Origin of the sequence: Nostoc sp. 106C (assembly GCF_002154725.1) — a bacterium.
Lineage (GTDB): Bacteria > Cyanobacteriota > Cyanobacteriia > Cyanobacteriales > Nostocaceae > Aulosira.
Genome location: NZ_MTAW01000147.1, coordinates 67743 through 90244, shown reverse-complemented (window position 1 = coordinate 90244; position 22502 = coordinate 67743). Strand labels below are relative to the sequence as shown.

Genomic DNA, 22502 nt, shown 5'->3' with positions numbered 1-22502 from the left:
TTGTTACCTCGGTAGATACATTCTCCGTATTTACTTATCTTCACATAGTTTGGTTTTTTCGTGCCTACTTACTTACTGATTTAGTAAGTGTGCAGTTGGGTTTACCCTTCTGTACATCCTTTCCCCACCCAACTTTTATAGGAATATCTGTTTGTTGGTTCTAAAAATGTGGCACCAGAAGAAATAGTTGGTTTTCAACAGTATATATTTAACAAATAGTATTAAATAATACATTTTTATAAAGAAAGGTAGAGGGACGAGAGCAGACGGCAGAAGGCTGGGAATATCAATCAAAACTTTAATTCTGGGTCTAAAGCCCAGTCAAAAAAAGAAGTGTTTCGAGACGCGAGGCGCGAGAAAAACAGCGTAAAGCCGGAGCTGCTCCGCTTCCGGTCTGACTTCAATTCCACACTTTTAAACGTGGGTTCCTTCTACCTTCTGAACCAATATAGCTACCCTTTGCTATAAGCAGCTCCACGTCTTATATCTACAAACTCTAAGTCGCAGTAGGCTGAAGCCAATCTTAAAGCAGTGCTGAACCCACTACACTCACTGCCTTAGAGCAGAGGAGGTGTAAGATTTTTAGGGTATTCTTTCAAAATATCCAGATTAATTAAGTATTTTTATTTAGGTATACGGAATAAAATATTGCAAATATGCTTAATATTGAAGTGAGCGGTTAGCTCCTGCCTGGGTGTTCAAAAAACGAAAAAAAGCAACTCAGTTAAACAGCATGATTAAGGAAAACCAACCACAAAGACCAAAATTACAAATGAGATCTGGTCAACTAATACAGAATCGATCTGTGAAATACTTACCAAAAGCCAAAGAACGTAGTAGGTGAAAATCATCACTTATGTAAATTATTTGTATTTTAGAGGATTACCGAAAATGAAATTTATCCGCACAAAAGCTGCACAGATCTCAGTTAGCACAATCATTCCCATGTTAAGTGCCATTAATGACCGTGATTACCAGCAGTTTAGAGAACTGCAAACAATCCTGATCGCCCAGCATGGGGTGGAAGTATGGCAGGATGTTTTTAATTTTCGTGTCTTACCAGCGCTAGATCAGCAATCTAATAGATGGTTGCTGCAAGCTTGCTGCACTAAGGAAATAGCTAGTGTGACAATGTAAAGAATAGCTTTAATACCAGGCGATCGCTATGTTATCAGTCAGCGATACAGAAGCAGTTATTTTAAATTTAGTGCAGCCACTAAATAACCAGGGTGATACAGAAGTTGTAGATTTAGTAGCAGCTGATGGTCGAATTCTCGCCACACCTGTCACCAGCAAACTGGACTTTCCCCATTGGGATAATTCGGCAATGGATGGTTATGCAGTGCGTTACTCAGATGTGCAGCACTGTAGCATCGAACAGCCAGCAGTTTTGGAAATTGTGGAGGAAATTCCTGCGGGATATCAGCCCCAGTCTACAATTCAACAGGGTCAAGCTGCACGAATTTTTACAGGTGCAGTGATGCCTAAGGGTGCCGATACTGTAGTCATGCAAGAGAGAACAAGGCCAGAAGAAAACCACGTCTATATCCTCGCTGCACCACAACCACAAGAATTTGTCAGGCACAAAGCATCTTTTTACCAAGCTGGGGCACAATTATTACCAGCAGGAATTAAATTAAATGCCGCAGAAATTGCTGTGTTAGCAGCAGCCCAGTCTTCCCAACTTAGTGTTTACCGTCGTCCCCGTGTAGCAATATTTTCTACAGGTGATGAGTTAGTAACGCTTGATCAACCTCTAGCAGCAGGGCAAATTGTCGATTCCAATGGATATGCGATCGCTGCTTTGGTAAAACAGAGTGGTGCAGAACCATTAATGTTAGGCATTGTTAAGGATGAGCCAGCAGATCTTGAGAAAACGATCGCCTACGCTATAGCCAACGCGGATATAGTTATCTCCTCTGGTGGGGTTTCCGTAGGGGATTATGATTATGTTGACCAAATTCTAGAAAAACTAGGAGCAAAAATTCATATCCGTGCTGTGGCTATGAGGCCAGGAAAACCCCTGACTGTCGCTACCTTTTCCACTCACAACTCAGCACTCTACTTTGGTTTACCTGGAAACCCGGCGGCTGTGTTGGTGACTTTTTTGCGATTTGTGCAGCCAGTAATTAAAAAACTTTCTGGATTGGCTGACGGTTGGGAAACAGCATTTGTGAAAGTGCGATCGCATCAAGAATTGCGATCGGATGGCAAGCGCGAAACTTATGTTTGGGGTAAATTACAGTTAATTGATGGCATTTATGAGTTTCACAAAGCTGCTGGTAGTCACAGTTCTGGCAATTTAATTAACCTAGCTCAAACCGATGCCTTAGCTGTTATTCCTGTGGGGAAAACTTTAATTTCTCCAGGTGAAGAGGTGCAAGTTTTACAAACATTGTTGTAAAAATAGACTACAAAAGTTTGCAAGGGTTGAGAGAGCCTCGACCCAGACTTTTCTTTGCAGGCAATTGAATTCTGCTGTATCTGATATCTCAACCCCTTGATTTATCCCTTTTTCCTCTCCCCTTGACAAATCCTGCTTTTCCTTAACTTGTCACTAATCGTATTAGCTTTTTATTTCAGATTCACTGATTTCAGCTTCTTTACCTTAAAAAACTTCCGTATAGCTATTAGTCAGAGAATTGATTCTCTGGCGGGTAGGCAGCAAAGCAAGGATTTATCTGTTGTGGGGATGGAAAAATTGAGCGTAGTTGGCAGTGCGATCGCATTCGCTAAAATAATTAAACTTGTGCTAACCAATGACCATTGACTATTGACAAATGACCATTTAGGAAGATGTCAGCAGCTTAAGTTGTCATCTAGGTTGGGAAGGTCGAATAATTTAATTTAGACTTTCCATGATTAAACCTACTGCTATTTCTATACCAGAACCTCAAATTCCCAATCCTGGGCCAAATCCTTTACCCAGTCCTGAACCTATCCCAGGGCCAAGCATTCCCCAGCCTGTACCAGGGCCTGTACCCGAACCCGTACCTGCGCCTATTCCCCAGCCTGTACCAGGGCCGATTCCGCAAACAGTTCCAGAACCAATACCCCAAACAATTCCTGAACCTGTTTGAATTATCTTGGTAATGTAAGGTAAGCCAAAATCTAAAATTTAAAATGCTACGAGCCGGAATTGTCGGACTTCCCAACGTCGGTAAATCTACTTTATTTAATGCTGTGGTTGCTAACGCCAAAGCCGAAGCAGCTAACTTCCCTTTTTGCACCATTGAACCAAATGTCGGCGTTGTCGCAGTACCAGATGAGCGCTTAAATGTTCTCTCAAACATTGCCGGTTCAGCACAAATTATCCCAGCACGTGTTGAGTTTGTCGATATTGCCGGTTTGGTTAAAGGTGCAAGCCAGGGTGAGGGACTAGGAAATCAATTTCTGTCTCACATCCGGGAAGTAGATGCAATTGTTCATGTGGTGCGTTGTTTTGAAAATGATGATATTATTCACGTCGCTGGTTCTGTTGACCCAGCACGAGATATTGAAATCATTAATTTAGAGCTTGGTTTATCAGATTTAGCACAAATTGAGCGCCGAATTGACCGCACCCGCAAACAAGCACGTACTAGTAAAGATGCACAATTTGAAGTCACAGTTTTAGAAAAATTAGCTGCTGCTTTAAATGAAGGTAAATCAGTTCGACAGGTGAGTTTAACTGAAGAAGAAGCAGAGATTATTAAAGGGTTAGGACTGCTGACAAATAAACCAATTATTTACGCTGCTAATGTTTCTGAGGATGACTTAGCAACTGGTAATGATTTTGTCGAGAAAGTGCGGCAAATAGCATCTAGCGAAAATGCTCAAGTCGTCATAGTTTCCGCCCAAGTAGAAGCCGAACTGGTGGAATTACCAGAAGAAGATAAAGCTGATTTCCTTGCATCTTTAGGTGTAGAAGAAGGCGGTTTAAAATCTTTGATTCGTGCTACTTACACCCTGTTAGGCTTGCGGACATATTTTACCAGTGGACCTAAAGAAACCCGCGCTTGGACAATTCACGCAGGAATGTCTGCACCGCAAGCAGCCGGTGTAATTCACTCTGATTTTGAACGGGGATTTATTCGCGCTGAAACCGTTGCTTATGATGATTTAGTAGCGACTGGTTCAATGAATGCTGCGAAGGAAAAAGGATTAGTGAGAAGTGAAGGCAAAGAATATATTGTCAAAGAAGGCGATGTGATGTTATTCCGATTTAATGTGTAGTAGAAATGTAAATATTTGACCGCCGATAAACGCCGATAAACGCAGATGATTTATCGGCGTTTATCTGTATTCATCGGCGGTTTTTCATTCTCCACCGACAATGTACACAGAAGAACCAAAATTTTCATCATCAGTAGCAACAATTACACCGCCTTCTGCGCCAGGAACAAGTTCTATCCCTTCAATTTTGTGGTAGTCAGAACGGTAAAGCGGTACAAGTTGAGGATTTTGCTTGAATACTATTTTGTTACCACGATATCCCAGAGAACCAGCAATATATACAGCTGATTGAAAGGGTCCATCATCTCCAGGATCGCTGGCTGCACTAATAAATACAACTCCCGTCGGGTCTACTTTTATATCCGAAATATGACGAACATTACCAGTAGGAAATGGTACTTTTAGATTGGTAGAACTTGTAAGAATGATTTGATATTTAGCCAGGTCAAGCAATCCCCAATAAAGAGTTGCTGGCTGTTCTGCTTCACCTCGATGCGCCCAAACAGCAACTAATTTACCATCTATATCTTGTAGGGAAAATGCCTCAAAATTACTACCTTGGGGAAATACTGGTAGACTAAATTCTTTGATAACTGAGATAGTTTTTTTATCAGACTCTAATTTAATATAATACGCTTTTCCTGAACTACTTAAGGCTATAAAAGAAGTATTGTTAGTTCCGGGAATAGATGTTAACGCCTCTAAATCATTTGGTAGTTCTGCCTTACTTGGCCAGTTCAATGCAAAATATTCAGGTTGATTTTTACCTTTGATACGAATAATTGCTAGACGACCTTGATTAGGTTTTTTATTGTCATGGACAATAAGAAAATTTAGGGAATTGCTTTGTTGCTCAACAAGAGCCATACCACTTATACCAAAAGGGATACCACCTCGAACTGGACGCCAATCTTGTGCCCAAACTCGCTGGGTGCAAAATAACAACGCTCCCAAGATTACTATATTTACAATTAACTTTAAAAATCGCGGCATATTGATTAATGCTGACAGGCGCATAAATGAGTATCAGTAAGAGAGAGTATTAACCGATGCTCAATCATATCAAATCCAAGCGATCGCGCCATATTAGTAAGTAACTTTTAGTAATCATATATATCAATAGCATCCGAAATTGTACTTAATTATTTAAAACTTTCTAACTACTCGACACATTTTTTTAAGGATGTTATTTTTGAGACTGTATACCAGTAAACAATCACTTCAGGAATGATGCACAATGCTGGGATGGATTTTTGGTGGTTTTGTTAAAAAGTTAGAGCGTTCAGCAAAGAAGGTTTCACGGGATTTTGTGAAATTGAGCAGCAAAGAAATAAACGAATTGTTTGATAAAAAAGTTAACCCTTTAGCTGACAAGCTAGACTATATAGCTGAACAACGAATAAAACAAACTGAGCAATTAAAAACTCAGGTAAAAGCTGATATTGAGTCTCTGCTAGATAATGCCGATCAGAAACTTAAGAAAAATCTTCAAGAAATTGATGAAATACGTGAATCGGCTCTCAGAGATGTAAGAGAGACTGTTGGTGAAGTTGATGCTTATGTAGAAAATAGAATAAATCAAATTTCTTTGGCTGTAATGAAAGCTTTGAGTCAGACAGAAGCAAGTTTTCAAAATATTATTGATGAAATTAATATTTTAGAAGACAAATTTTTTCAAGATGCAAATCAATTATTAGATAACATAGACATAATGATAGAGAGAAATATAGAAGCAATTCGGAATGAATTCAAAAAGTATACGGCTCATACTCTACCGAACCCTTTTGATAAATGTAGGCAGAGGTTAAATATAGGTATGAAGTCTGGTGCTATGCTATCTGACGTTGAGCTTTATGAATTAAATCAATGCTATGAACTAAGCAAATTAAGTGAGAAGAGTTCAATAGATGAAGTATTAAAAACTTATGGACAACTTCAACTAAATGCAGCGAGAATGGCTGCTTTAGTTAAAAGATCCCCAGAATTGAAAAGACGAGCTATTGAAGACTGGCTAAAGTATGGTTTATTATGTGAGTTTTGGAGAAAAACGAGGAGAGATTATGCTCATACAGAAGATTCCTTATTAAAGCCTCAGCATTCACAAAACTTTTTGACAAGTAAATAAATTAATTATAGGTTTTTTATGAATAAAACTGATTCAAGAGACTGGAAAACGCCTTTAGGATATTACGAAACAGCGATAGAGGAATTAAGACGCACACAGGAGGAATTACAAGCAGAATTACAGAATATTAGGGAAATTCAGTCTGATTATGCAAATTTGAAAGCAGAACTTAAAGCTACTAAACAAGAACTAGAGGCTACACAAGCAGAACTTAAAGCGACTAAACAAGAACTAGAAACTACAAAAGCAGACTTAAAAAATACTAAACAAGTCATAGAAAATTCGTTAATAAAAATACAAAAGTACGCCGACTCTGCTATTACAGAAATTGCTTCTGTCAAAGATGGTATTAAAAATGGTTCAATTGTTGCTCATAAAGCCCTAATGTTACGTGGGAAAGATGATAAAAATTGGATAAGATTTCGTCAACTTGATAGTGTCAATCATCATTGTTTACAAGTTTGGAGAATTGATGATACATGGCATGACGATATTCGGGTTAAAGCTGCATCATTATTACAAGCAAGAGATGATCAACATTGGATGAGATTTCACTATATGAAGGATGGAAGATACGATACATACTGTGTATGGCAACGTGGTGATATATGGCATCATACTGTGAGAGTTGGAGCAGCAGATAAGCTAAGACCCTAATATTGTAATTATCTAACATTATCATAGTTATATTTTGTCATATAAAAAGTAAGAAAGGTTTTTATGAATAATATTGATGTTGGTGACTGGAAAACGCCATTAGGATACTACGAAAGAGCAATAGAAGAACTCAGCCGTGCAAAAGAGGAGTTACAAGAAGAGTTAAAAAATATAAAAGCTAGTAATATCCAAATTTTAGAATCAAGCATTCAGAATTTTCAAACAGAAATACATTCATTGAAATCCGAAGTTCAACTTACCAAAGAAAAGCTTGAATCTGCTGAAAGAACTGCAATAGAAGCTGAAAAAGTTGCTAATGATGCTCAGACTAGAATCCAAAACTTTAAAGATAATCTACCTGAATCAACTATAAATTTTCAGATTATTGAAGAATTAGCACAACTTAAAGGACAATTATCGCAATTATTGCATCTTCAAAAAAATCCAGCATTTCCTGAAAGTGATTCACAAAAGGATATTTTAGAATCTTTATCAAGTTTGCGATCGCAATTTTCTCAACTGGAAGCTGAATTAACCCTTGTATCTCCTACTTCGGGTATAAACTACAGTAAATTGCGGGATTTGTTAGCCGAAAATAAATGGCAGGAAGCGGATAAAGAAACCTATATCTATATGCTGAGAATATCTGAACGAGAAGAAGAAAGTTGGTTAGACGATGGAGAAATTAAGCGATTGCAACGCCATGACTTGCGAATTATTAACAACCTTTGGATAAAATATAGTGATAGCAAATTTGGTTTTAGTGTTCAAAAACAAATATGGCAAGATTCTAAAGAAGATTTTAAACGCTTTGGCGATCGCGTTGGTTGGCTGGTAAATCTTGTCAACAGTGAATGGCGTAGATACGAAGAGGCTATTTTTAGTCTTGACGCTCCAGAAGGACATCTTCCATATACAGTTAGGTTACTGGGTTTAGGTTATCGTAATCCTGGGGAAATTCCACACAGACTCAAACGTTTTTTATCACGATACTAAGTAAAGATAAGATACGGCGCTGTTGTAGTGATGAATTCGCCGTTTGATTGCAAGGCTACGATTAAACGCAGATTTTGTTCTGGGGAAACACAGGCAAATACTATACGTTCCTGAGTAACTTATATTTTTAAGTAATATTAATTATAACTTCTTCAAATACAGTACGTACTATGCCTAGTAATTTGGGATTCATCTCTCATTTGCAAGCAAGTATTTTGAGATGAACGACTTTGCTCACAAAATCCTCACATAGTTATTGAATAATTACAGGGCAAGTTTGTAAACAGAAAATATCTAATAAAAAATAATTATCTTAATCTGGTAGATTTTCAACATCAAACTCTATATAGCCATAAAGCAGAGGAGGCGTTAAAACCATTTATAATCATTGCGACTGCATTTATTGAAGCATAAAGTTCCCTATTAATCTAAAATCACTCTGCAATTATGCAACGCGTGCCAGGCTCTCATACTATTGCACCCATGCGACGATGGCTTGTTGTTTCGTTAGTAGGGTTATTAGCCTTAATTTTGGCTCATAAAATGGCCCTGATCTACCGAATTCAGCCTGGGGTATCCTTATGGTTTCCGCCATCAGGTGTGGCGATCGCTCTAACTTTTTGGTTAGGCCCCTATGGTATCGTCCTAACGGCGATCGCATCTTTACTGATGTCGCAGTTTTGGGGGTTGAATGGTTGGGAGCAGCTAATTAGTTTACTCGATAGCATAGAACCTTTAATTGCTTGGTTGCTCTACCGTCGTTTTTGGCAGGGTTCACTTAGATTTAATAGCTTCCGAGATGCTGCAATTTTTACATTAAGCGTACCTTTAGCAGCCTCGGCTACCTTAGCTGTAGTTGGTAATTTCGCCTTGGTAGCTGTAGGGAAAATGCCAGTTGATAGCCTGACTCAAAATATTCCTCATTGGTGGTTGGGCAATGCTATTGGAGTCATGGCAATTACGCCTACTGCTCTGCTGGTACTAACTCCCTACCTACAAGCTTGGGGCTGGTTACGCAATTCAAATACATCAGATTCTACGTTTAATGCTGTCACCTTCAAGCAGTCTCGTCAATTCTTTGTAGAAATTAGCATCATACTACTACTTTGTGTTGCGATCGCAGCTCTTACAGTTGCGGAAACTAACAACAAAACTTTTAGATTTCAACAATTGTCATTTTTGAGCTTTGTTCCGGTTTTGTGGGCAGCAAGTCGCTTTGGGATTACTAGCGGGATGGTAATCTCTAGTTTCTGCGTACTAGTGACCCTATTCTTTTATTTAGTGGCCTATCCTAACGCTATCTTATTACCCAGCTTTCCTGTACCACCGGAAGTTTTACACGTTCACAAGCTGAGTTTACTAGTGCAGTGTGCTGTTAGCTTGCTAGTGGGAACTGCAATTACAGAAAGGGCCAAGATTCAAGTAGCGCTAGCTGTGGAAAGAGTCAGGCTTGGAGAATATCAAGCTCGTGCCGAACTATCGGAAAAACTCATTCAACTTAATCATTCACTTGTAGAAACCAATGCTCGTCTTGAAGAATCTAATCGTGACAAAGATGAATTGCTCCATCGCGAGCAAGCTTTGCGTCAACGTCTGGCTAATATTCTGGAAAGCATGAGTGATGCTTTTTTTGCCATTAATCGAGACTGGCAAATTACTTATATAAATAGGCAAGCAGCAAAAAATACAGACTTAGAGCCAGAAGAACTCATTGGTAAAAATTTTTGGGAACAGTGGCCAGCTAGTAAAGGTACAGAGTTTGAGAGACAATATCGTCGAGCATTTAGTGAAGAGGTATCTGTCCACTTTGAGGCATTCTACGAACCTTACAATAAGTGGTTTGAACTTCATGCTTACCCATCTGAAGATGGTTTAGGCATCTTTTTTAGAAACATCACCGAGCGCAAGCAAGCAGAAGTAGAGCGAGAACAGTTACTAGCACGAGAGCAAGCTGCACGTACTGAAGCGGAAACCGCAAACCGACTTAAGGATGAATTTCTCGCAGTCCTTTCTCATGAATTGCGTACTCCACTCAATCCGATTTTAGGTTGGGCAACGTTACTAAAGTCCCACAAATTTCAGGGAGAAAAGCTGCTTCAGGGAATCGAAACTATAGAGCGCAATGCAAAGTTACAAATTCAACTAATTGAAGACTTGTTAGATGTCTCTCGCATTCAGCAAGGGAAAATCGTCTTAAATATCCAGCCCCTCAACTTAGTTAACGTTATTGAAGCGGCTTTGGAGACAATGCATTTAGCATTAGAAGCTAAAAATATTCAAATTAAAACTTCATTTGATCGCCAAATAGGATTTGTTTCAGGAGATGCAGCGCGTCTTCAACAAATAGTTTGGAACTTACTTTCTAACGCAGTTAAATTTACTCCATCAGGAGGGCAAATAGAAGTGCGATTAGAACGACTAGACTCTTATGCATTAATTCAAGTTCAAGATCATGGCAAGGGAATTAGCGCAGAATTTCTGCCCCATGTATTTGAATATTTCCGCCAAGCTGACAGCAAAAGTAATCGGCAATTTGGCGGTTTGGGATTAGGACTAGCTATTGTGCGTCATCTAACAGAACTGCATGGTGGAACTGTACAAGCCCAAAGCCAGGGAGAAGGTATGGGGGCAACATTTACTGTCAAATTACCATTGATAGCCGAATCACCACAAATAATTCAAAATAGTATGGACTGTAATAATTCTGTTAATTTAGCAGGGCTACGTATTTTAGTTGTAGATGATGATAACGATACAGATGAATTATTGACTATGATGCTCGAAGGTTTAGGAGCATCTGTAACGGCGGTAAATTCAGCAGGCGAAGGCTTAGAAAGCATAGCAAAATCCCCTCCCGATTTACTATTAAGTGATATTGGAATGCCAGGAATAGATGGCTATATGTTCATACGTTTAATTCGAGCTATGCCACCAGAAAAAGGAGGAGAAATTCCCGCGATCGCTCTGACTGCTTATGCTGGAGAAGTTAACCAAAAAAAGGCACTTGCAGCCGGGTTTCAGATGCATTTAGCTAAACCTATTGATTTGGAAGAATTATTAAAAGCAACAGCACAAGTTTTAGCATCAAAATGAACATTTCTATCCGTTTATTACAAGCGAATGAATTAGCAGAAGCTGACCACATTTTTCGGTTGGCTTTTGGCACTTTTGTGGGGCTACCAGAACCAACCCAGTTTGCTGGAGATGCTGCATATATCCAGCATCGTTGGCACACCGATCCAAATGCAGCATTTGCGGCTGAGGTGGATGGAAAATTAATCGGTTCTAACTTAGTAACTAATTGGGTAAGTTTTGGGTATTTTGGCCCGTTAACTGTTCATCCTGATTTTTGGCAGCAAAAAGTTGGTCAACAACTCATAGAACCTGCGATCGCTTGTTTTACACAATGGCATACTCGGTTGGCTGGACTATATACTTTTGCTACCAGTCCCAAGCATCACGTACTCTATCAAAAATTTGGTTTCCATTTACGTTTTTTGACTCCTATTATGGCAAAGTCAGTGCAGCCATTTCAGGTGATACCCCAAGGAATCAGATACTCCCAATTAAATGAAGATGAACGTGCTGAATTTCTCAAAGCCAGTTACCAACTCACTGATACCATTTACGAAGGATTAGATTTAACAAAGCAAATTCAGACAGTTCAACAGCAAGCACTGGGCGATACAGTTTTGTTTTGGGATGATATCGGCTTGGCAGGATTTGCAGTTTGTCACTATGGCGCAGGTACGGAAGCAGGTAGTAATACTTGCTTTGTCAAATTTGGAGCAGTGCGATCAGGAACTAATGCTGGGGAACGTTTTGAGCAGTTATTAGATATATGTGAAAACTTAGCTGTAACCCAAGGAATGTCAAAGTTAGTTGCTGGGGTTAATACTAGCCGTGACGAAGCTTACCGCAGAACGATCGCTCGTGGTTATCGTAGTGAAATCATTGGCGTGGCAATGCATAGACCGAATGAACCAGGATATAATCGCCCAGATGTTTTTGCACTTGATGATTGGCGATAGGCAAGATTAATTTTCAACAAGAGTGCAACCAATGTATTTGTAATTGTCATTACGAGCGCAGCGATAACGGAGCAAAGTAATCGCAATAATCCCATAGTTTTTGCGATTGCTACCCTACGGGAAGGCTCCGCCAACTTCGTTCCTCCTCTCTACTAGACGCTTTATATTCAGCAGCATCAACCTGCAATAGAGTTGCATTGGTCTGCAATAGAGTTGCATCGACCTGCAATAGAGTTGCATCAACTTGTAATTGAGTTGCATTGGTCTGCAATCGAATTGCATCGACTTGTAATTGAATTGCATCGACCTGCAAAAAATTAACGTACTTAATAGCAGGGAAGAAAATTCTGGTGAATACTATAAATATTTCAAAAAAGTTTTGTTATTTTCGCCCAGGAGAAATTTTATGAAAGCTTACGAACTTCAAAGTAATGGCGGAATTGATGCACTATTATTAATCGATCGCCCTGAACCTCAACTTGATTATGGGCTAGTTTTGATTCGAGTCAGAGCCACATCCCTAAATTACCGTGACTTGTTGGTTGCTGAGGGAGCTTACGGTTCGGGAGTAAAATATCCCCTAATTCCTCTGTCTGATGGTGCGGGGGAAGTGGTGGCTGTGGGAGAAGGTGTTACACGGGTGAAAGTAGGCGATCGCGTGGCTGGTATTTTCTTCCAAGGCTGGATTGCTGGCTCTTTAACTAGAGAGTCGATGAAATCAGATTTAGGCGGTGGTATCGATGGAATGCTCGCTGAGTATGTTGTTTTGCACCAAGATGGGTTAGTAATATTACCTGACCATCTATCTTATGTGCAAGGTGCAACTTTACCTTGTGCAGCAGTCACAGCTTGGCACGCACTGGTGAGTAAAGGCAATATTATTGAGGGTAACAGTGTATTATTGCTCGGTACAGGAGGAGTATCTACTTTTGCGCTTTTGTTTGCCAAGTTATACGGTGCTAGAATTATACTTACTTCCAGCAGTGATGAGAAATTGGCACGAGCTAAAGATTTAGGTGCAGACGAGACGATTAATTATAAATTAACGCCAGATTGGGAAAAGAAAGTCTACGAACTGACTAATCGCACAGGTGTAGATCATGTAGTCGAAGTAGGTGGTACAGGTACTCTACCCCAATCTTTACAAGCAGTCCGAGTTGGAGGACGTGTGAGTTTGATTGGTGTGCTATCAGGCAGAGGAAGCGTGATTGACCCCATGCCAATACTCTTCAAGAGCGTAACACTTCAAGGCATTTATGTGGGCAGTCGGAAAATGTTTGAGGCGATGAATCAAGCCATACAACAATATAATTTGCAGCCAGTCATTGATCGAGTTTTTCCATTTTCGGAAGCAAAAGCAGCATACCATTACCTCAAAGGTGGTGCTCACTTTGGTAAAGTTGTGATTGAGATTGATTGAGCGTTTTACAGATAGAGAATTCTGCGTCTCTAAAAGTATTTTTATTCCCTAGTCAGATCATGATTATTTTGGTCAATGTTTTTACCGTTCTTCCTGAAAAGCAAGAAGAGGCTCTGCAAAAAATTCAGCAAGTTTATCTGGAGGTTGTCAAACATCAACCAGGATTTATTTCAGCTAAATTACTCAAGAGCGATGATGGTACTAAAGTCACTGCGATCGCTCATTGGGAAAGTGCAGAACAGCTTGCTGCTATGAGAGAAACTCAGGGTTTCAAAGATTTACACAATCAGGAATTCTATGATGCGATCGTTGCCAACGACGCTCATGTCTACAGCAATAGTAATTCTATAGAAGTCTCCAACAATTAGTAGGGTGGGCGCATTGCCCACCATATCCGGGTTTTGGTCAGCAATGCCTACTATTAGAAATCAAGAAGAAATTTGAGCATTACTATTGCACATTCACCAAAAAATTAGCAGTAACAATTTTGCCATTACGATTAAACTGTCCCCAGAGTTTATAATCTCCTGGTTTTGGGAAACTAGTTATAAAATGAACCTCTCCGGCTGGGGTATCTTTCAACGCATGAGCATGAATATAATCTGCTCTTGTTAATGGGGATGTGCGTTTGACGATAACTAAATGTCCCCTTTCACCTAAATAAGGCTGCAAATCATTAATTGGTTGCTTAGTAGCAGCATCTTGTAAGCTAAAAATTACGTAGACATCTTGCCCAGCTTTGAGCGTAGATTGAGAAAACTTGAGATTTGCCTGAGTATTACCAAAAGTATTAGTGGTAGAAAAGTCAATTTTGGGCGTATTAGGAGCTTCACCAGGAATCTGGAATTTTAATAGAGAAACTTGTTCGCCTTTCCCTGCTGGTTTATAATCGCTGAAAAATGTGTAGTTGCCTGGATGGGGAAAATTAGCTTGGACTTCAAAGCGTCCATTTCCTTTGTAGGTAGGATGGATATGATTGAAAGTTTGCAGTCCATCACTAACAATAATTAGATGCATTAATTGTTCTTGAAATTTATCAAAATTAGCGATCGCTTTACCATTTTTGTCTTGGACATCAATTACTAAAGGTACAGGAGCGTTGGTAGCAATCTTTCCTTTAACCGTGAGCTTTGCAATAGTAGTAGCAGGTTCTGAAGCTGATTGATCGCCATGATGCTCGTGAGTCTGTGATGTGCCGGAATGGTTGTGATGACCAGCATGAGGATTTTCCTGAGCAATGGCAGAATCAGAGGTTGAGTTTTGAGTTGATTTAATTTGTGACGCGCAACCTTGAGTTAAGAAGATAGTTGAAGTAATAGCGAATGCAGTAAATAACAGCTTCATCTTTCCTAATTAGTGATTCAAATGTAACCCCAGCGTTACCTTCAGAATAAATGCGAGATCGAATTTTGCCTACTGTTAGATCTGCTCCTGCACCAACCTGAATACGGTTTAATATCAAGCCCGAAAGAGCATCAAAAATCAGTGGTGAAGGGATTCAGACAGGGGTAGCCAAAACGCTGTCGCGATCGCGTGGTATGGCTCCAAACTCCACATTTTTATCTTCTAGTAACTTTGGTAACTTCTGTTCATTGGCGATGGGTGTGGTGACATACAATAGCGATCGCGTTGATTTTGTGGCTGCTCCATCTTGTGAGTATACTCAATCTGCGCTGCTGCCACCAAAACTATCGGGATTTGGGGCTTTGGCCTTGGTAGCTTTTTCCACAAGCATAGTGAATCTCTAAACTTGACTACTTCAGTGGCGATGCGATCGCCACTTTACCATTGAGCAGGGGGACAAATCTCAATTTTCTGGTGCGACTTCTGCTGTTTGGGGAGGGGAGATTGCTGGCGAGGGAAAGCAGGTTGCTTCTCCAATAATCCTACCCGGTTTGTTGTTGACAAGATTACGTACATCCTTGTCGTCATCCAGTCGCCAATAACCAAGCAAAATTTTTTCGTTACTATTTATCTCTTGACGTATTGAGCGTAGAGATAAGCGTTGAGACATATTTGCTTTAATATCATCCTGAGTACGGGCTACTTTCCAGAGTCGGACATCAGCGATCGCAACACTATAATAAATCTCTTTCTCTGACTTGCAACCAATGGTGAGAGATTCTGTAACTTGTGGCAAAGGCCCTGTAAACAAACCAATACTCTTGGCTTTCCCAGCAAAAATAATAGTCTTAGATTCTCCTTCTACTACACAGTCCTGTATTCTGCCGTCGATGTAAATTGAAATTTCCTGGGATTTTTGATCCCAAGTAAAAGCGATATGATGCCATACCTGATCCTGTGGAGCATTCTCGTTTGTATAAACGATTGTTTTAGAACTTCGATGCTGCTGCAATGCTACAAGGATTTTTCCGTTGTACCAGGATAGAGAGTAGCCATTCTTTTCACTATCAACCAGGCTGACAATAGAACAATTACCAAACTTGTGTTTAAACCAGGCTTCAACAGTAATAGCATCAATGACATCTAAACTCTGATCGTATCCACAATTTACATAGCTGTTTTTGTCATCTAACTTTAATGCAGATGGTAATAGCGGTGCAGGAAAGTTAGATTGGCGTAACCATTTTGGCTTTCCACAGATTGTTGAACCTTGAGTAGTATCTTGAGATACGAGACTATATAACTTATCGTTCTTACCTTCTTCAAATTGCCAATCACCAATCAATGAGTTTTTATCAGAGGCTATATTCCACAGACGCACTTTAGCAATAGCTCCTCTAAAGAAACTCCATAAATTTCCTTTGCATGGAAAATCTGGAATGGCAAGATTTTTGTTCGAGTAAGCACCAATGATTACAGGACTACCTTGAGTGATATCAACATTTATTTCAGAATTTCTAATTTTTTCTTGAATTTTTTGTAAATTTTGATTGGTTGATTTTTGGCATAACTGTAAGTTGCTAGATTTTCTGTTAATTTGAATATCTATTTTTAATTCTTCATGTTCTTTTTTGCAAGTTATAGTAATTTGATTAAATTCCCCAAAATTAACTACCTCTTCAGTCTCATATTCATAAGATTGAATTAGAGTTATCATTTTCTGAGTCAGTGGTCCACAAACACCATCTTGCTTAAGCCCAAAAGCTTCTTGAAACTTCTTTACAGCATTGCAAGTTTCTTTGTTATACACACCATTAGGTGGATAATTATAAAAGCCAAAACTCTTTAACAATTTCTGAAGACCTTTGACTATTTCACCCTTACTGGGATTTTCGGAAACAGGGATTTTTAGCTCCTTATTTTCATAAGATAGTTGTTCAAGAGCATCATAGTTAAGGTCATACAAACCTAAAAAAGTAATTTGTGAATTTAAATAATTTAATATTTGAGGATTTATCTCACTAATATCTTTTGGAATATCAAAATTATATTTTATATTTTTTACAAATTTTTGTAATTCTCTTTTAGTGTCATCATCATACACACCATTAATAACAACACTATAGCTCAATATCTTCAAAATACTTTGCAGATTAAATATAAATTCTTGTTGCTTACTCTCTTCTTGAGGTATTTCTAACGGAAGAGTTGGAAGTGTATACATTTTTCGAGAAAAGACTATTTTCCCTTCTTTGTTTATATATACTCGTAAAGCATCATAACCAAGCGTTGCTATACAATCATCGCAAAAGTTTTGGTAAAATTTACTAAATATTGTACTTTCTACTTCATTAGAGTAAGGGCACATTAAAGCCTCAATGCTAAATCCATTAATAAATTGGGGCTGAGTAATAAACTGACAGTCAACAAAATTTTTTAAAAGCACATAATCATTAAGTCCATCCAATTCAATGGCAAATGCTAGAGGAGGATTATTTAACTGTTCCGAAGTAATAACAAAGTCTTCGATAAAATTTCTGACTTTTCTATAACGAAAACTCTTTTTCTTTAAATCTTCAACAATTCGGCAAATTCTAATACCTTGTTGCGCAACTATTTCAACTTTATGTTCTAAATCATTTTCTTGATTATAGTCTTTAGGTACGGCAGCATGATGTAATGCTACTGCTTCCCAATTACTGTTAACAATTAGTCCGCCAGATGAACCATAATCAGAATCTACTTTATATCTGAGAAAATTTTTATATAAGCCATTTTCGATAACTTTGTTATTACTGATATCAATCTTTTTTTGTTTACCTTTAGGATGGTGAACAATAAATATATTATCTCCAGTATTTATGTATTTATCTAAATCATGTAAAAGCTTTTTATCTTCTTCGCTATCTAGTTTATTTCTAATATCTTCTGTTAAACCAGGAAAAATATTTAGCTCACTTTCTATTAATTGAATCCAATCAAAATAATACCCAGCTTGTCGTGTAAACATACTAGATTTCAGTTGTACAAGAGTGTAATCTAAACTCGGCTCATAGACAAATAAAATTTCTGGATCAAGCTCATAATCTATAGTTTGCTGTGTATCACCTAAAGTATCTTCAATGTAGTTAAATTGGGCAACACACTGACTAGCTATTTTCTTGTCTCTAATAACATGATTGTTAGTAAGTAAATGAGAAACCCCAACTAGAAAGCCCGTTCCTATAGGAATAGGGTTCAGGACAGACAATTGGTTTTCAGAAATATTTTTTAGCTTTTCTAAATAATCCAATCCAATTAAAGGGCCATAGTTTTCTACTTCATAATTTGAAAAAATTTCATTAAATATATAGTCAGGAATTAAAAATATCTCTTTGATTTTCTCAGGCTGATTAAAATTATAATCATCATTTTGCTTCCAAATTTCATTCTCAATCTCTTCTATCAATTTTTTAAAATCGTTGATTGGAAAAAATCTTGCAATGCGACATACGGCTAAACTTCTCTTCATCCCCACTTGTAAAGAGGATACTGGTAAAATATCTCGAGTATCCGCTCCTAAAGAAACTGATGACTTTTGAGTAGTGAGGAATCGTAATCTTTCCTGAACAATTTCAATAATTTTATTTTCATCTTCTAAGTCAAGGTTACTTAAAAAATCTTTTTCTTCAGGTATACCCGATAGAAATTTAAAGCCTCCTGGTAGACCTTGCTTAATCCAATATCCTTTAGGAACTGAAGTTAGCAGATCAGAATTAATTTCCATATATGCTCTCTTGATTAAAAATATTGATATTTAATATTTATAGTATATATTAATACAAACTAATTGAATGGTATTGGTATGCAAGATATTGATAAACATAGCTTCCAAATAAAAAAAATCAAAGGTCGATTGTATGTACAAGAAAATCTAGAATCCGATATGAGTGGTGCAATAGCAGGCCAAACTACCCAGATTAAAATTATTTTAATCTTTTTAGTAAATTTTATTTGCGTTCTCTTAAGTATTGTATCAGGCTATTTGGGAGCAATTACAAGTTTATATATCAGCGTAGACACTGAACTCCGTTTAGAGTATTCACTGATGATTTTCGTTTTAGTTAGCTGGATTTTGACTACGATTTCTCAGGGTTTCAGTAAAGGAGTACTATCAGCAATCATAGGTGTATTTATAGCTATGACAGGAGCTAGTATACTGGCAAAATTGGGACTACTAGAAATGCCTGAACAGTTTTTTTTTGCAACTTCAGGATTAATGATTGTAGGGCTAGCAATATGTAATAGTTGCTTCTATGTAATACGTTTCACTGCGGCTTTATTTGATATTTTATTACCTAGACATCGCTGGGTATGGATTACTTCTAGACTCTCTAGCGCTTTAATTAACGCTTTGGCTGCAAAGTTTGGCTCTGATATAGCATTCTTTGCTGCTCAAAAAAATGGTACTGGGCTTGAGAATATTTTGCCACAATTAACAGATATAGAAAAATTAAACCTAACTATAATTGCTATTTGTAGTGGAATTTTATTCACTTTAATTCTCACACTAACTAGCTGGTGGGTTAATTATTACCAAGATGTACCTTGGCGGTATCCTGACCTTCTACGTTCCTGGACACTAGCTGTTGGCTCTTGGTGTGCTACTTCTTTCCAGAACTTAGACCTGAGTGGAGTTAATTTTAGAGGAGCTAAATTAGCTAACACTGATTTGCGAGCCAGAAAACTCTACCGCACTTGTTTCCAAGGTGTCACTGGCCTTGAAAGGGCTAGAGTTAATAGCCGCTACATGGATTTAGAAAATCCCAAAGTACAAAAACTTTTAACTCATGGATATTCAGAAACTAAGGACTTGAGGGAACTAAATTTGCGAGGGGCCTATCTGCAAAATGCAGATTTGCGCCACTTGGATTTCACAGATACTGATTTAACAGGCGCAGATTTGCAAAATGCTGACTTGCGAGGAAGTATTTTAGTGCGGGCTCAAGTCATAGGTGTCGATTTCACTGGTGCAAATTTAACGGGAATTTGTATTCAAGATTGGAGCGTGAATAGCCAGACTAACTTTACCAATGTTGAATGTGACTATATTTATCGCAAATTGGATGATAACGGAGAAGTAAGCGATCGCTATCCCCTAGCAGGCCAGAATTTTGAACCTAGAGAATTTGAATCACTATATCAAGAAGTTGGTAATGTTGTTGAACTAGTTTTTAAAGAGGGAGTCAACTGGCGCGCTTTTGCCTTTACTTTACAAAAGCTACAGATAGAAGATGATGGACTAGGATTAGAACTCAAGGGTATTGAAAAACGTGGGGATTTGTGGGTTGTTAAGGTGACTCATAATGAGAACGCACCCAAAGAAATTGTTGAACAGCGCCTCAATGGTGTTTACCCCGAAATGCTGAATCTGCTTGCCAGCAAAGAACAACAAATTAACAAGCTATTAGGTATTGCCGCAGATCAGGCAGAAGCCTTGAAAGGTTATAGTAAGCAGCCTTTTGGTAATAGTTTTTTCATTAGTGGTAGTACCATTACCAACCTTGCTGGTTCTGGGCAAATTGATTACGATGAAGCAGCTGGTCAAGTTCGCAGCATTGTAGCTAATGGTGGTAATTTAGATGCAGTTAATGCAAAAGCTCAAAATCTTTTGAATCAACTCCAAGGACAGAGTGTCGCAACTACATCTAATCAGCAAGCTGAACTAATTCAACAAGTGATTCTCACTGAAGCCAATAAAGATCATTTTTTCAAACAGTTTTTGCTGCAACAAGGTCAGCAAATTACTAGCACCATGCCAAAAAGTGTAATAACTACAGCTATGCAAGCAGCAATCTCTCAACTGAGTTAATTTGCACAGTGCGATCGCCTATTATATGCTGTTATTTGGCATCTCAACTTTTTCTGAAATATGAGACGCTAATGTGTCGCCTCAAAGCACAATAGAGCATTGCCCGATATTTTCACCCACTGTCCAGCCAATTAGCGATCGCCTTTGGGAAAAAACTTTTACGCAGTTTGATTTTAGCTTGCTCTGTAACTCGACCTTAAACTACTCTTATTAGATTATGAAGAATGGTTACAAAAAACGAGTACAGCAAAATCACGATGAATATATTAGCTCTTGGCTTGCCTGGGATTGAGGGCCAATTACAAATTAATTGGGATTTAGTAAATACCTGCTTACAGTTTGCTATTTGGGGATTATTCTCGCTGTTATTGGCTGAGGTATTGAGAGATATATATCATGCCTTGTGTCACCAGGTGAGTTGGTTGGGTAAATTGCACAACAAGCACCACATGGCATATCGCCGGGATTTATCGATAGTTTCTCTGAAAACTTACCAAGAGTCTCAGCTATATCATGACATTTTAGAGTCAAGTCTACTGGTAGTGATATTGATGGTAATTGCTTTATTTCTCCAGCAATTAGGTTTTTGGCTGGGAGTAACCTATGCTTTTACCTTCTTGTATGGTGCGTCTCTGCGCTATTTCCAAGGGAAAATTGACACAGACTTCAACCACCTCCCCGGGCCATTGGAAACCATTCCATCGCTTTGGTGGGTGAATCGGTCTTATCACTGGCGACATCATTTTGATGATGTCAACGCTTACTACAGCGGTGTATTTCCCTTAGTAGATACCATATTAGGCACAGGATTGTCCCTTAAGGGTAAGACCGTAGCTTTAACTGGCGCGTCAGGTGCTTTAGGGCAAGCATTGGCTACTGAACTTACCAAACATAATGCTAAGGTAGTAGCATTAACTACTCATCCAGAAAAATTACAGACGCAAGATAAGGTAGCAATAATTTCTTGGGAATTGGGTAAGGAAGCAGATTTGAGAGATAGTTTAGAGAAAGTTGATATTTTGATTCTTAATCACGGAATCAATGTCTATACTAGCCGTACACCAGAGGCGATTAATTCCTCCTATGAAGTAAATACTTTTTCGGCGTTGCGGTTGATGGATATATTTATAACAACTGTGACAGGGCCACAATCAAAAGCAACGAAAGAAATCTGGGTCAACACTTCTGAAGCGGAAGTATCTCCAGCGTTAAGTCCCCTTTATGAACTTAGCAAACGCGCCCTAGGGGATATTGTGACGCTGAAGCGCTTAGATGGGGATTGTATAATTCGCAAGTTAATTCTTGGGCCGTTTAAAAGTCAACTCAATCCTTACGGAGTCATGTCAGCACAGCAAGTAGCTCGTGCCATTCTATTTTTAGCACGGCGAGACTTCCGCAATATTATTGTGACGATCAATCCTTTAACATACCTGCTTTTTCCTGTGAAAGAAACCAGCACGTGGCTTTACTATCGAATTTTTAGTAAGAAAGCTAAAAGTGAGTGAATTTGGCATAGGCGAGCCAGTGCCGTGGTGAGGCAACTGGCGTCATAGGGCATTTATGGGCTTGAGACCCTTTTGGCAGAAGGAAAATAAATTCTTCCCTTCTGCCCTCTGCCTTATGCCCTCTGCCTTTCTTAGATGATGAAGAGAGTAAGTCAGTTACACACAAAGTATCAAAGGATTTCAGTGCCTAGAGAGGTTGAAATACTTACTGTGAGTTATTGTCAGGTTTGAGCAAATGAAGAGCTTAACTACAAGCAGTATTTGCTAATTTGACACCAATTTAAGACACAACATCCTTATTGGCACTCGCTAAGTTGTACAGAACAGAGTGCCAATTTATGGCTGAGGTAAAGGAGTT

18 protein-coding genes are annotated in these 22502 nt (G+C 38.6%); 14 read left to right on the top strand and 4 right to left on the bottom strand.

Annotation, left to right across the window (positions count from 1 at the left end):
- Positions 1-891 precede the first annotated feature (891 nt).
- The 4 genes from BV375_RS23075 (at position 892) to ychF (ending at position 4215) form a co-directional block, all read left to right on the top strand.
- Positions 892-1137: a hypothetical protein gene (locus BV375_RS23075; protein WP_086764701.1), complete on the top strand. Its 246-nt coding sequence runs from the start codon at positions 892-894 to the stop codon at positions 1135-1137.
- A 28-nt stretch (positions 1138-1165) separates the two neighbouring features.
- Positions 1166-2404 (top strand): gephyrin-like molybdotransferase Glp, encoded by a 1239-nt coding sequence (gene glp / locus BV375_RS23070; protein ID WP_086764698.1) that lies wholly within the window; start codon positions 1166-1168, stop codon positions 2402-2404.
- Between the two features lie 454 nt (positions 2405-2858).
- The gene (locus tag BV375_RS23065) at positions 2859-3080 is read left to right on the top strand and encodes a hypothetical protein (RefSeq protein ID WP_086764695.1); all 222 of its coding nucleotides are present in this window, start codon (positions 2859-2861) and stop codon (positions 3078-3080) included.
- Positions 3081-3123: 43 nt separating this feature from the next.
- Positions 3124-4215, top strand: coding sequence for a redox-regulated ATPase YchF (gene ychF / locus BV375_RS23060; protein WP_086764692.1), 1092 nt, complete (start codon positions 3124-3126; stop codon positions 4213-4215).
- Between the two features lie 84 nt (positions 4216-4299).
- On the opposite strand, the gene BV375_RS23055 is transcribed toward ychF, so the two are convergent.
- Positions 4300-5208, bottom strand: a complete 909-nt coding sequence (locus BV375_RS23055) for a hypothetical protein (RefSeq protein WP_086764689.1) — start codon at positions 5206-5208, stop codon at positions 4300-4302.
- Positions 5209-5452: 244 nt separating this feature from the next.
- Between BV375_RS23055 and BV375_RS23050 the strand changes: the two genes are divergently transcribed.
- The 5 genes from BV375_RS23050 to BV375_RS23030 all read left to right on the top strand — a co-directional run bounded on the left by BV375_RS23050 (position 5453) and on the right by BV375_RS23030 (position 12024).
- Positions 5453-6340: a hypothetical protein gene (locus BV375_RS23050; protein WP_086764687.1), complete on the top strand. Its 888-nt coding sequence runs from the start codon at positions 5453-5455 to the stop codon at positions 6338-6340.
- A gap of 18 nt (positions 6341-6358) precedes the next feature.
- Entirely contained in the window at positions 6359-6997 is a 639-nt protein-coding gene (locus BV375_RS23045) for a hypothetical protein (protein ID WP_086764684.1), read from the top strand.
- A gap of 63 nt (positions 6998-7060) precedes the next feature.
- Positions 7061-7993, top strand: coding sequence for a GUN4 domain-containing protein (locus tag BV375_RS23040; protein WP_086764681.1), 933 nt, complete (start codon positions 7061-7063; stop codon positions 7991-7993).
- A 447-nt stretch (positions 7994-8440) separates the two neighbouring features.
- Positions 8441-11086 (top strand): MASE1 domain-containing protein, encoded by a 2646-nt coding sequence (locus BV375_RS23035; RefSeq protein ID WP_086764678.1) that lies wholly within the window; start codon positions 8441-8443, stop codon positions 11084-11086.
- Positions 11083-12024, top strand: coding sequence for a GNAT family N-acetyltransferase (locus tag BV375_RS23030; RefSeq protein ID WP_086764675.1), 942 nt, complete (start codon positions 11083-11085; stop codon positions 12022-12024). The genes BV375_RS23035 and BV375_RS23030 overlap by 4 nt, the downstream gene beginning before the upstream one ends.
- A 109-nt stretch (positions 12025-12133) precedes the next feature.
- Here BV375_RS23030 and BV375_RS23025 read toward each other — a convergent pair whose 3' ends face one another.
- The gene (locus tag BV375_RS23025) at positions 12134-12337 is read right to left on the bottom strand and encodes a hypothetical protein (RefSeq protein ID WP_086764672.1); all 204 of its coding nucleotides are present in this window, start codon (positions 12335-12337) and stop codon (positions 12134-12136) included.
- Between the two features lie 93 nt (positions 12338-12430).
- Between BV375_RS23025 and BV375_RS23020 the strand changes: the two genes are divergently transcribed.
- Together BV375_RS23020 and BV375_RS23015 are read left to right on the top strand one after the other, a co-directional pair.
- Positions 12431-13444, top strand: coding sequence for an NAD(P)-dependent alcohol dehydrogenase (locus BV375_RS23020; protein ID WP_086764669.1), 1014 nt, complete (start codon positions 12431-12433; stop codon positions 13442-13444).
- 59 nt (positions 13445-13503) lie between these two features.
- A complete protein-coding gene (locus tag BV375_RS23015) occupies positions 13504-13812 on the top strand; it encodes an antibiotic biosynthesis monooxygenase family protein (RefSeq protein ID WP_086764667.1) in 309 nt (102 codons plus the stop codon).
- A gap of 82 nt (positions 13813-13894) precedes the next feature.
- Here BV375_RS23015 and BV375_RS23010 read toward each other — a convergent pair whose 3' ends face one another.
- The gene (locus BV375_RS23010; protein WP_086764664.1) at positions 13895-14788 is read right to left on the bottom strand and encodes a hypothetical protein; all 894 of its coding nucleotides are present in this window, start codon (positions 14786-14788) and stop codon (positions 13895-13897) included.
- A 194-nt stretch (positions 14789-14982) separates the two neighbouring features.
- On the opposite strand from BV375_RS23010, the gene BV375_RS23005 reads away from it, so the two are divergent.
- A complete protein-coding gene (locus BV375_RS23005) occupies positions 14983-15192 on the top strand; it encodes a hypothetical protein (RefSeq protein WP_086764662.1) in 210 nt (69 codons plus the stop codon).
- 59 nt (positions 15193-15251) lie between these two features.
- Here BV375_RS23005 and BV375_RS23000 read toward each other — a convergent pair whose 3' ends face one another.
- Positions 15252-18554, bottom strand: coding sequence for a LamG-like jellyroll fold domain-containing protein (locus BV375_RS23000; protein WP_086764659.1), 3303 nt, complete (start codon positions 18552-18554; stop codon positions 15252-15254).
- A gap of 78 nt (positions 18555-18632) precedes the next feature.
- Between BV375_RS23000 and BV375_RS22995 the strand changes: the two genes are divergently transcribed.
- Both BV375_RS22995 and BV375_RS22990 read left to right on the top strand, forming a co-directional pair.
- Positions 18633-20639, top strand: coding sequence for a pentapeptide repeat-containing protein (locus BV375_RS22995; protein ID WP_086764656.1), 2007 nt, complete (start codon positions 18633-18635; stop codon positions 20637-20639).
- A gap of 257 nt (positions 20640-20896) precedes the next feature.
- A complete protein-coding gene (locus tag BV375_RS22990) occupies positions 20897-22144 on the top strand; it encodes a bifunctional sterol desaturase/short chain dehydrogenase (protein WP_086764654.1) in 1248 nt (415 codons plus the stop codon).
- Positions 22145-22502 lie beyond the last annotated feature (358 nt).

Bases quoted from the DNA above. Each gene is read 5' to 3' on its own strand.
- BV375_RS23015 (WP_086764667.1), top strand. From the start codon at position 13,504: ATGATTATTTTGGTCAATGTTTTTACCGTTCTTCCTGAAAAGCAAGAA.
- BV375_RS23000 (WP_086764659.1), bottom strand. From the start codon at position 18,554: ATGGAAATTAATTCTGATCTGCTAACTTCAGTTCCTAAAGGATATTGG.
- glp (WP_086764698.1), top strand. From the start codon at position 1,166: ATGTTATCAGTCAGCGATACAGAAGCAGTTATTTTAAATTTAGTGCAG.
- BV375_RS23020 (WP_086764669.1), top strand. From the start codon at position 12,431: ATGAAAGCTTACGAACTTCAAAGTAATGGCGGAATTGATGCACTATTA.
- BV375_RS22995 (WP_086764656.1), top strand. From the start codon at position 18,633: ATGCAAGATATTGATAAACATAGCTTCCAAATAAAAAAAATCAAAGGT.
- BV375_RS23035 (WP_086764678.1), top strand. From the start codon at position 8,441: ATGCAACGCGTGCCAGGCTCTCATACTATTGCACCCATGCGACGATGG.
- BV375_RS22990 (WP_086764654.1), top strand. From the start codon at position 20,897: ATGAATATATTAGCTCTTGGCTTGCCTGGGATTGAGGGCCAATTACAA.
- BV375_RS23075 (WP_086764701.1), top strand. From the start codon at position 892: ATGAAATTTATCCGCACAAAAGCTGCACAGATCTCAGTTAGCACAATC.
- BV375_RS23050 (WP_086764687.1), top strand. From the start codon at position 5,453: ATGCTGGGATGGATTTTTGGTGGTTTTGTTAAAAAGTTAGAGCGTTCA.
- BV375_RS23030 (WP_086764675.1), top strand. From the start codon at position 11,083: ATGAACATTTCTATCCGTTTATTACAAGCGAATGAATTAGCAGAAGCT.
- BV375_RS23045 (WP_086764684.1), top strand. From the start codon at position 6,359: ATGAATAAAACTGATTCAAGAGACTGGAAAACGCCTTTAGGATATTAC.
- ychF (WP_086764692.1), top strand. From the start codon at position 3,124: ATGCTACGAGCCGGAATTGTCGGACTTCCCAACGTCGGTAAATCTACT.
- BV375_RS23055 (WP_086764689.1), bottom strand. From the start codon at position 5,208: ATGCCGCGATTTTTAAAGTTAATTGTAAATATAGTAATCTTGGGAGCG.
- BV375_RS23010 (WP_086764664.1), bottom strand. From the start codon at position 14,788: ATGAAGCTGTTATTTACTGCATTCGCTATTACTTCAACTATCTTCTTA.
- BV375_RS23065 (WP_086764695.1), top strand. From the start codon at position 2,859: ATGATTAAACCTACTGCTATTTCTATACCAGAACCTCAAATTCCCAAT.
- BV375_RS23040 (WP_086764681.1), top strand. From the start codon at position 7,061: ATGAATAATATTGATGTTGGTGACTGGAAAACGCCATTAGGATACTAC.
- BV375_RS23005 (WP_086764662.1), top strand. From the start codon at position 14,983: ATGGCTCCAAACTCCACATTTTTATCTTCTAGTAACTTTGGTAACTTC.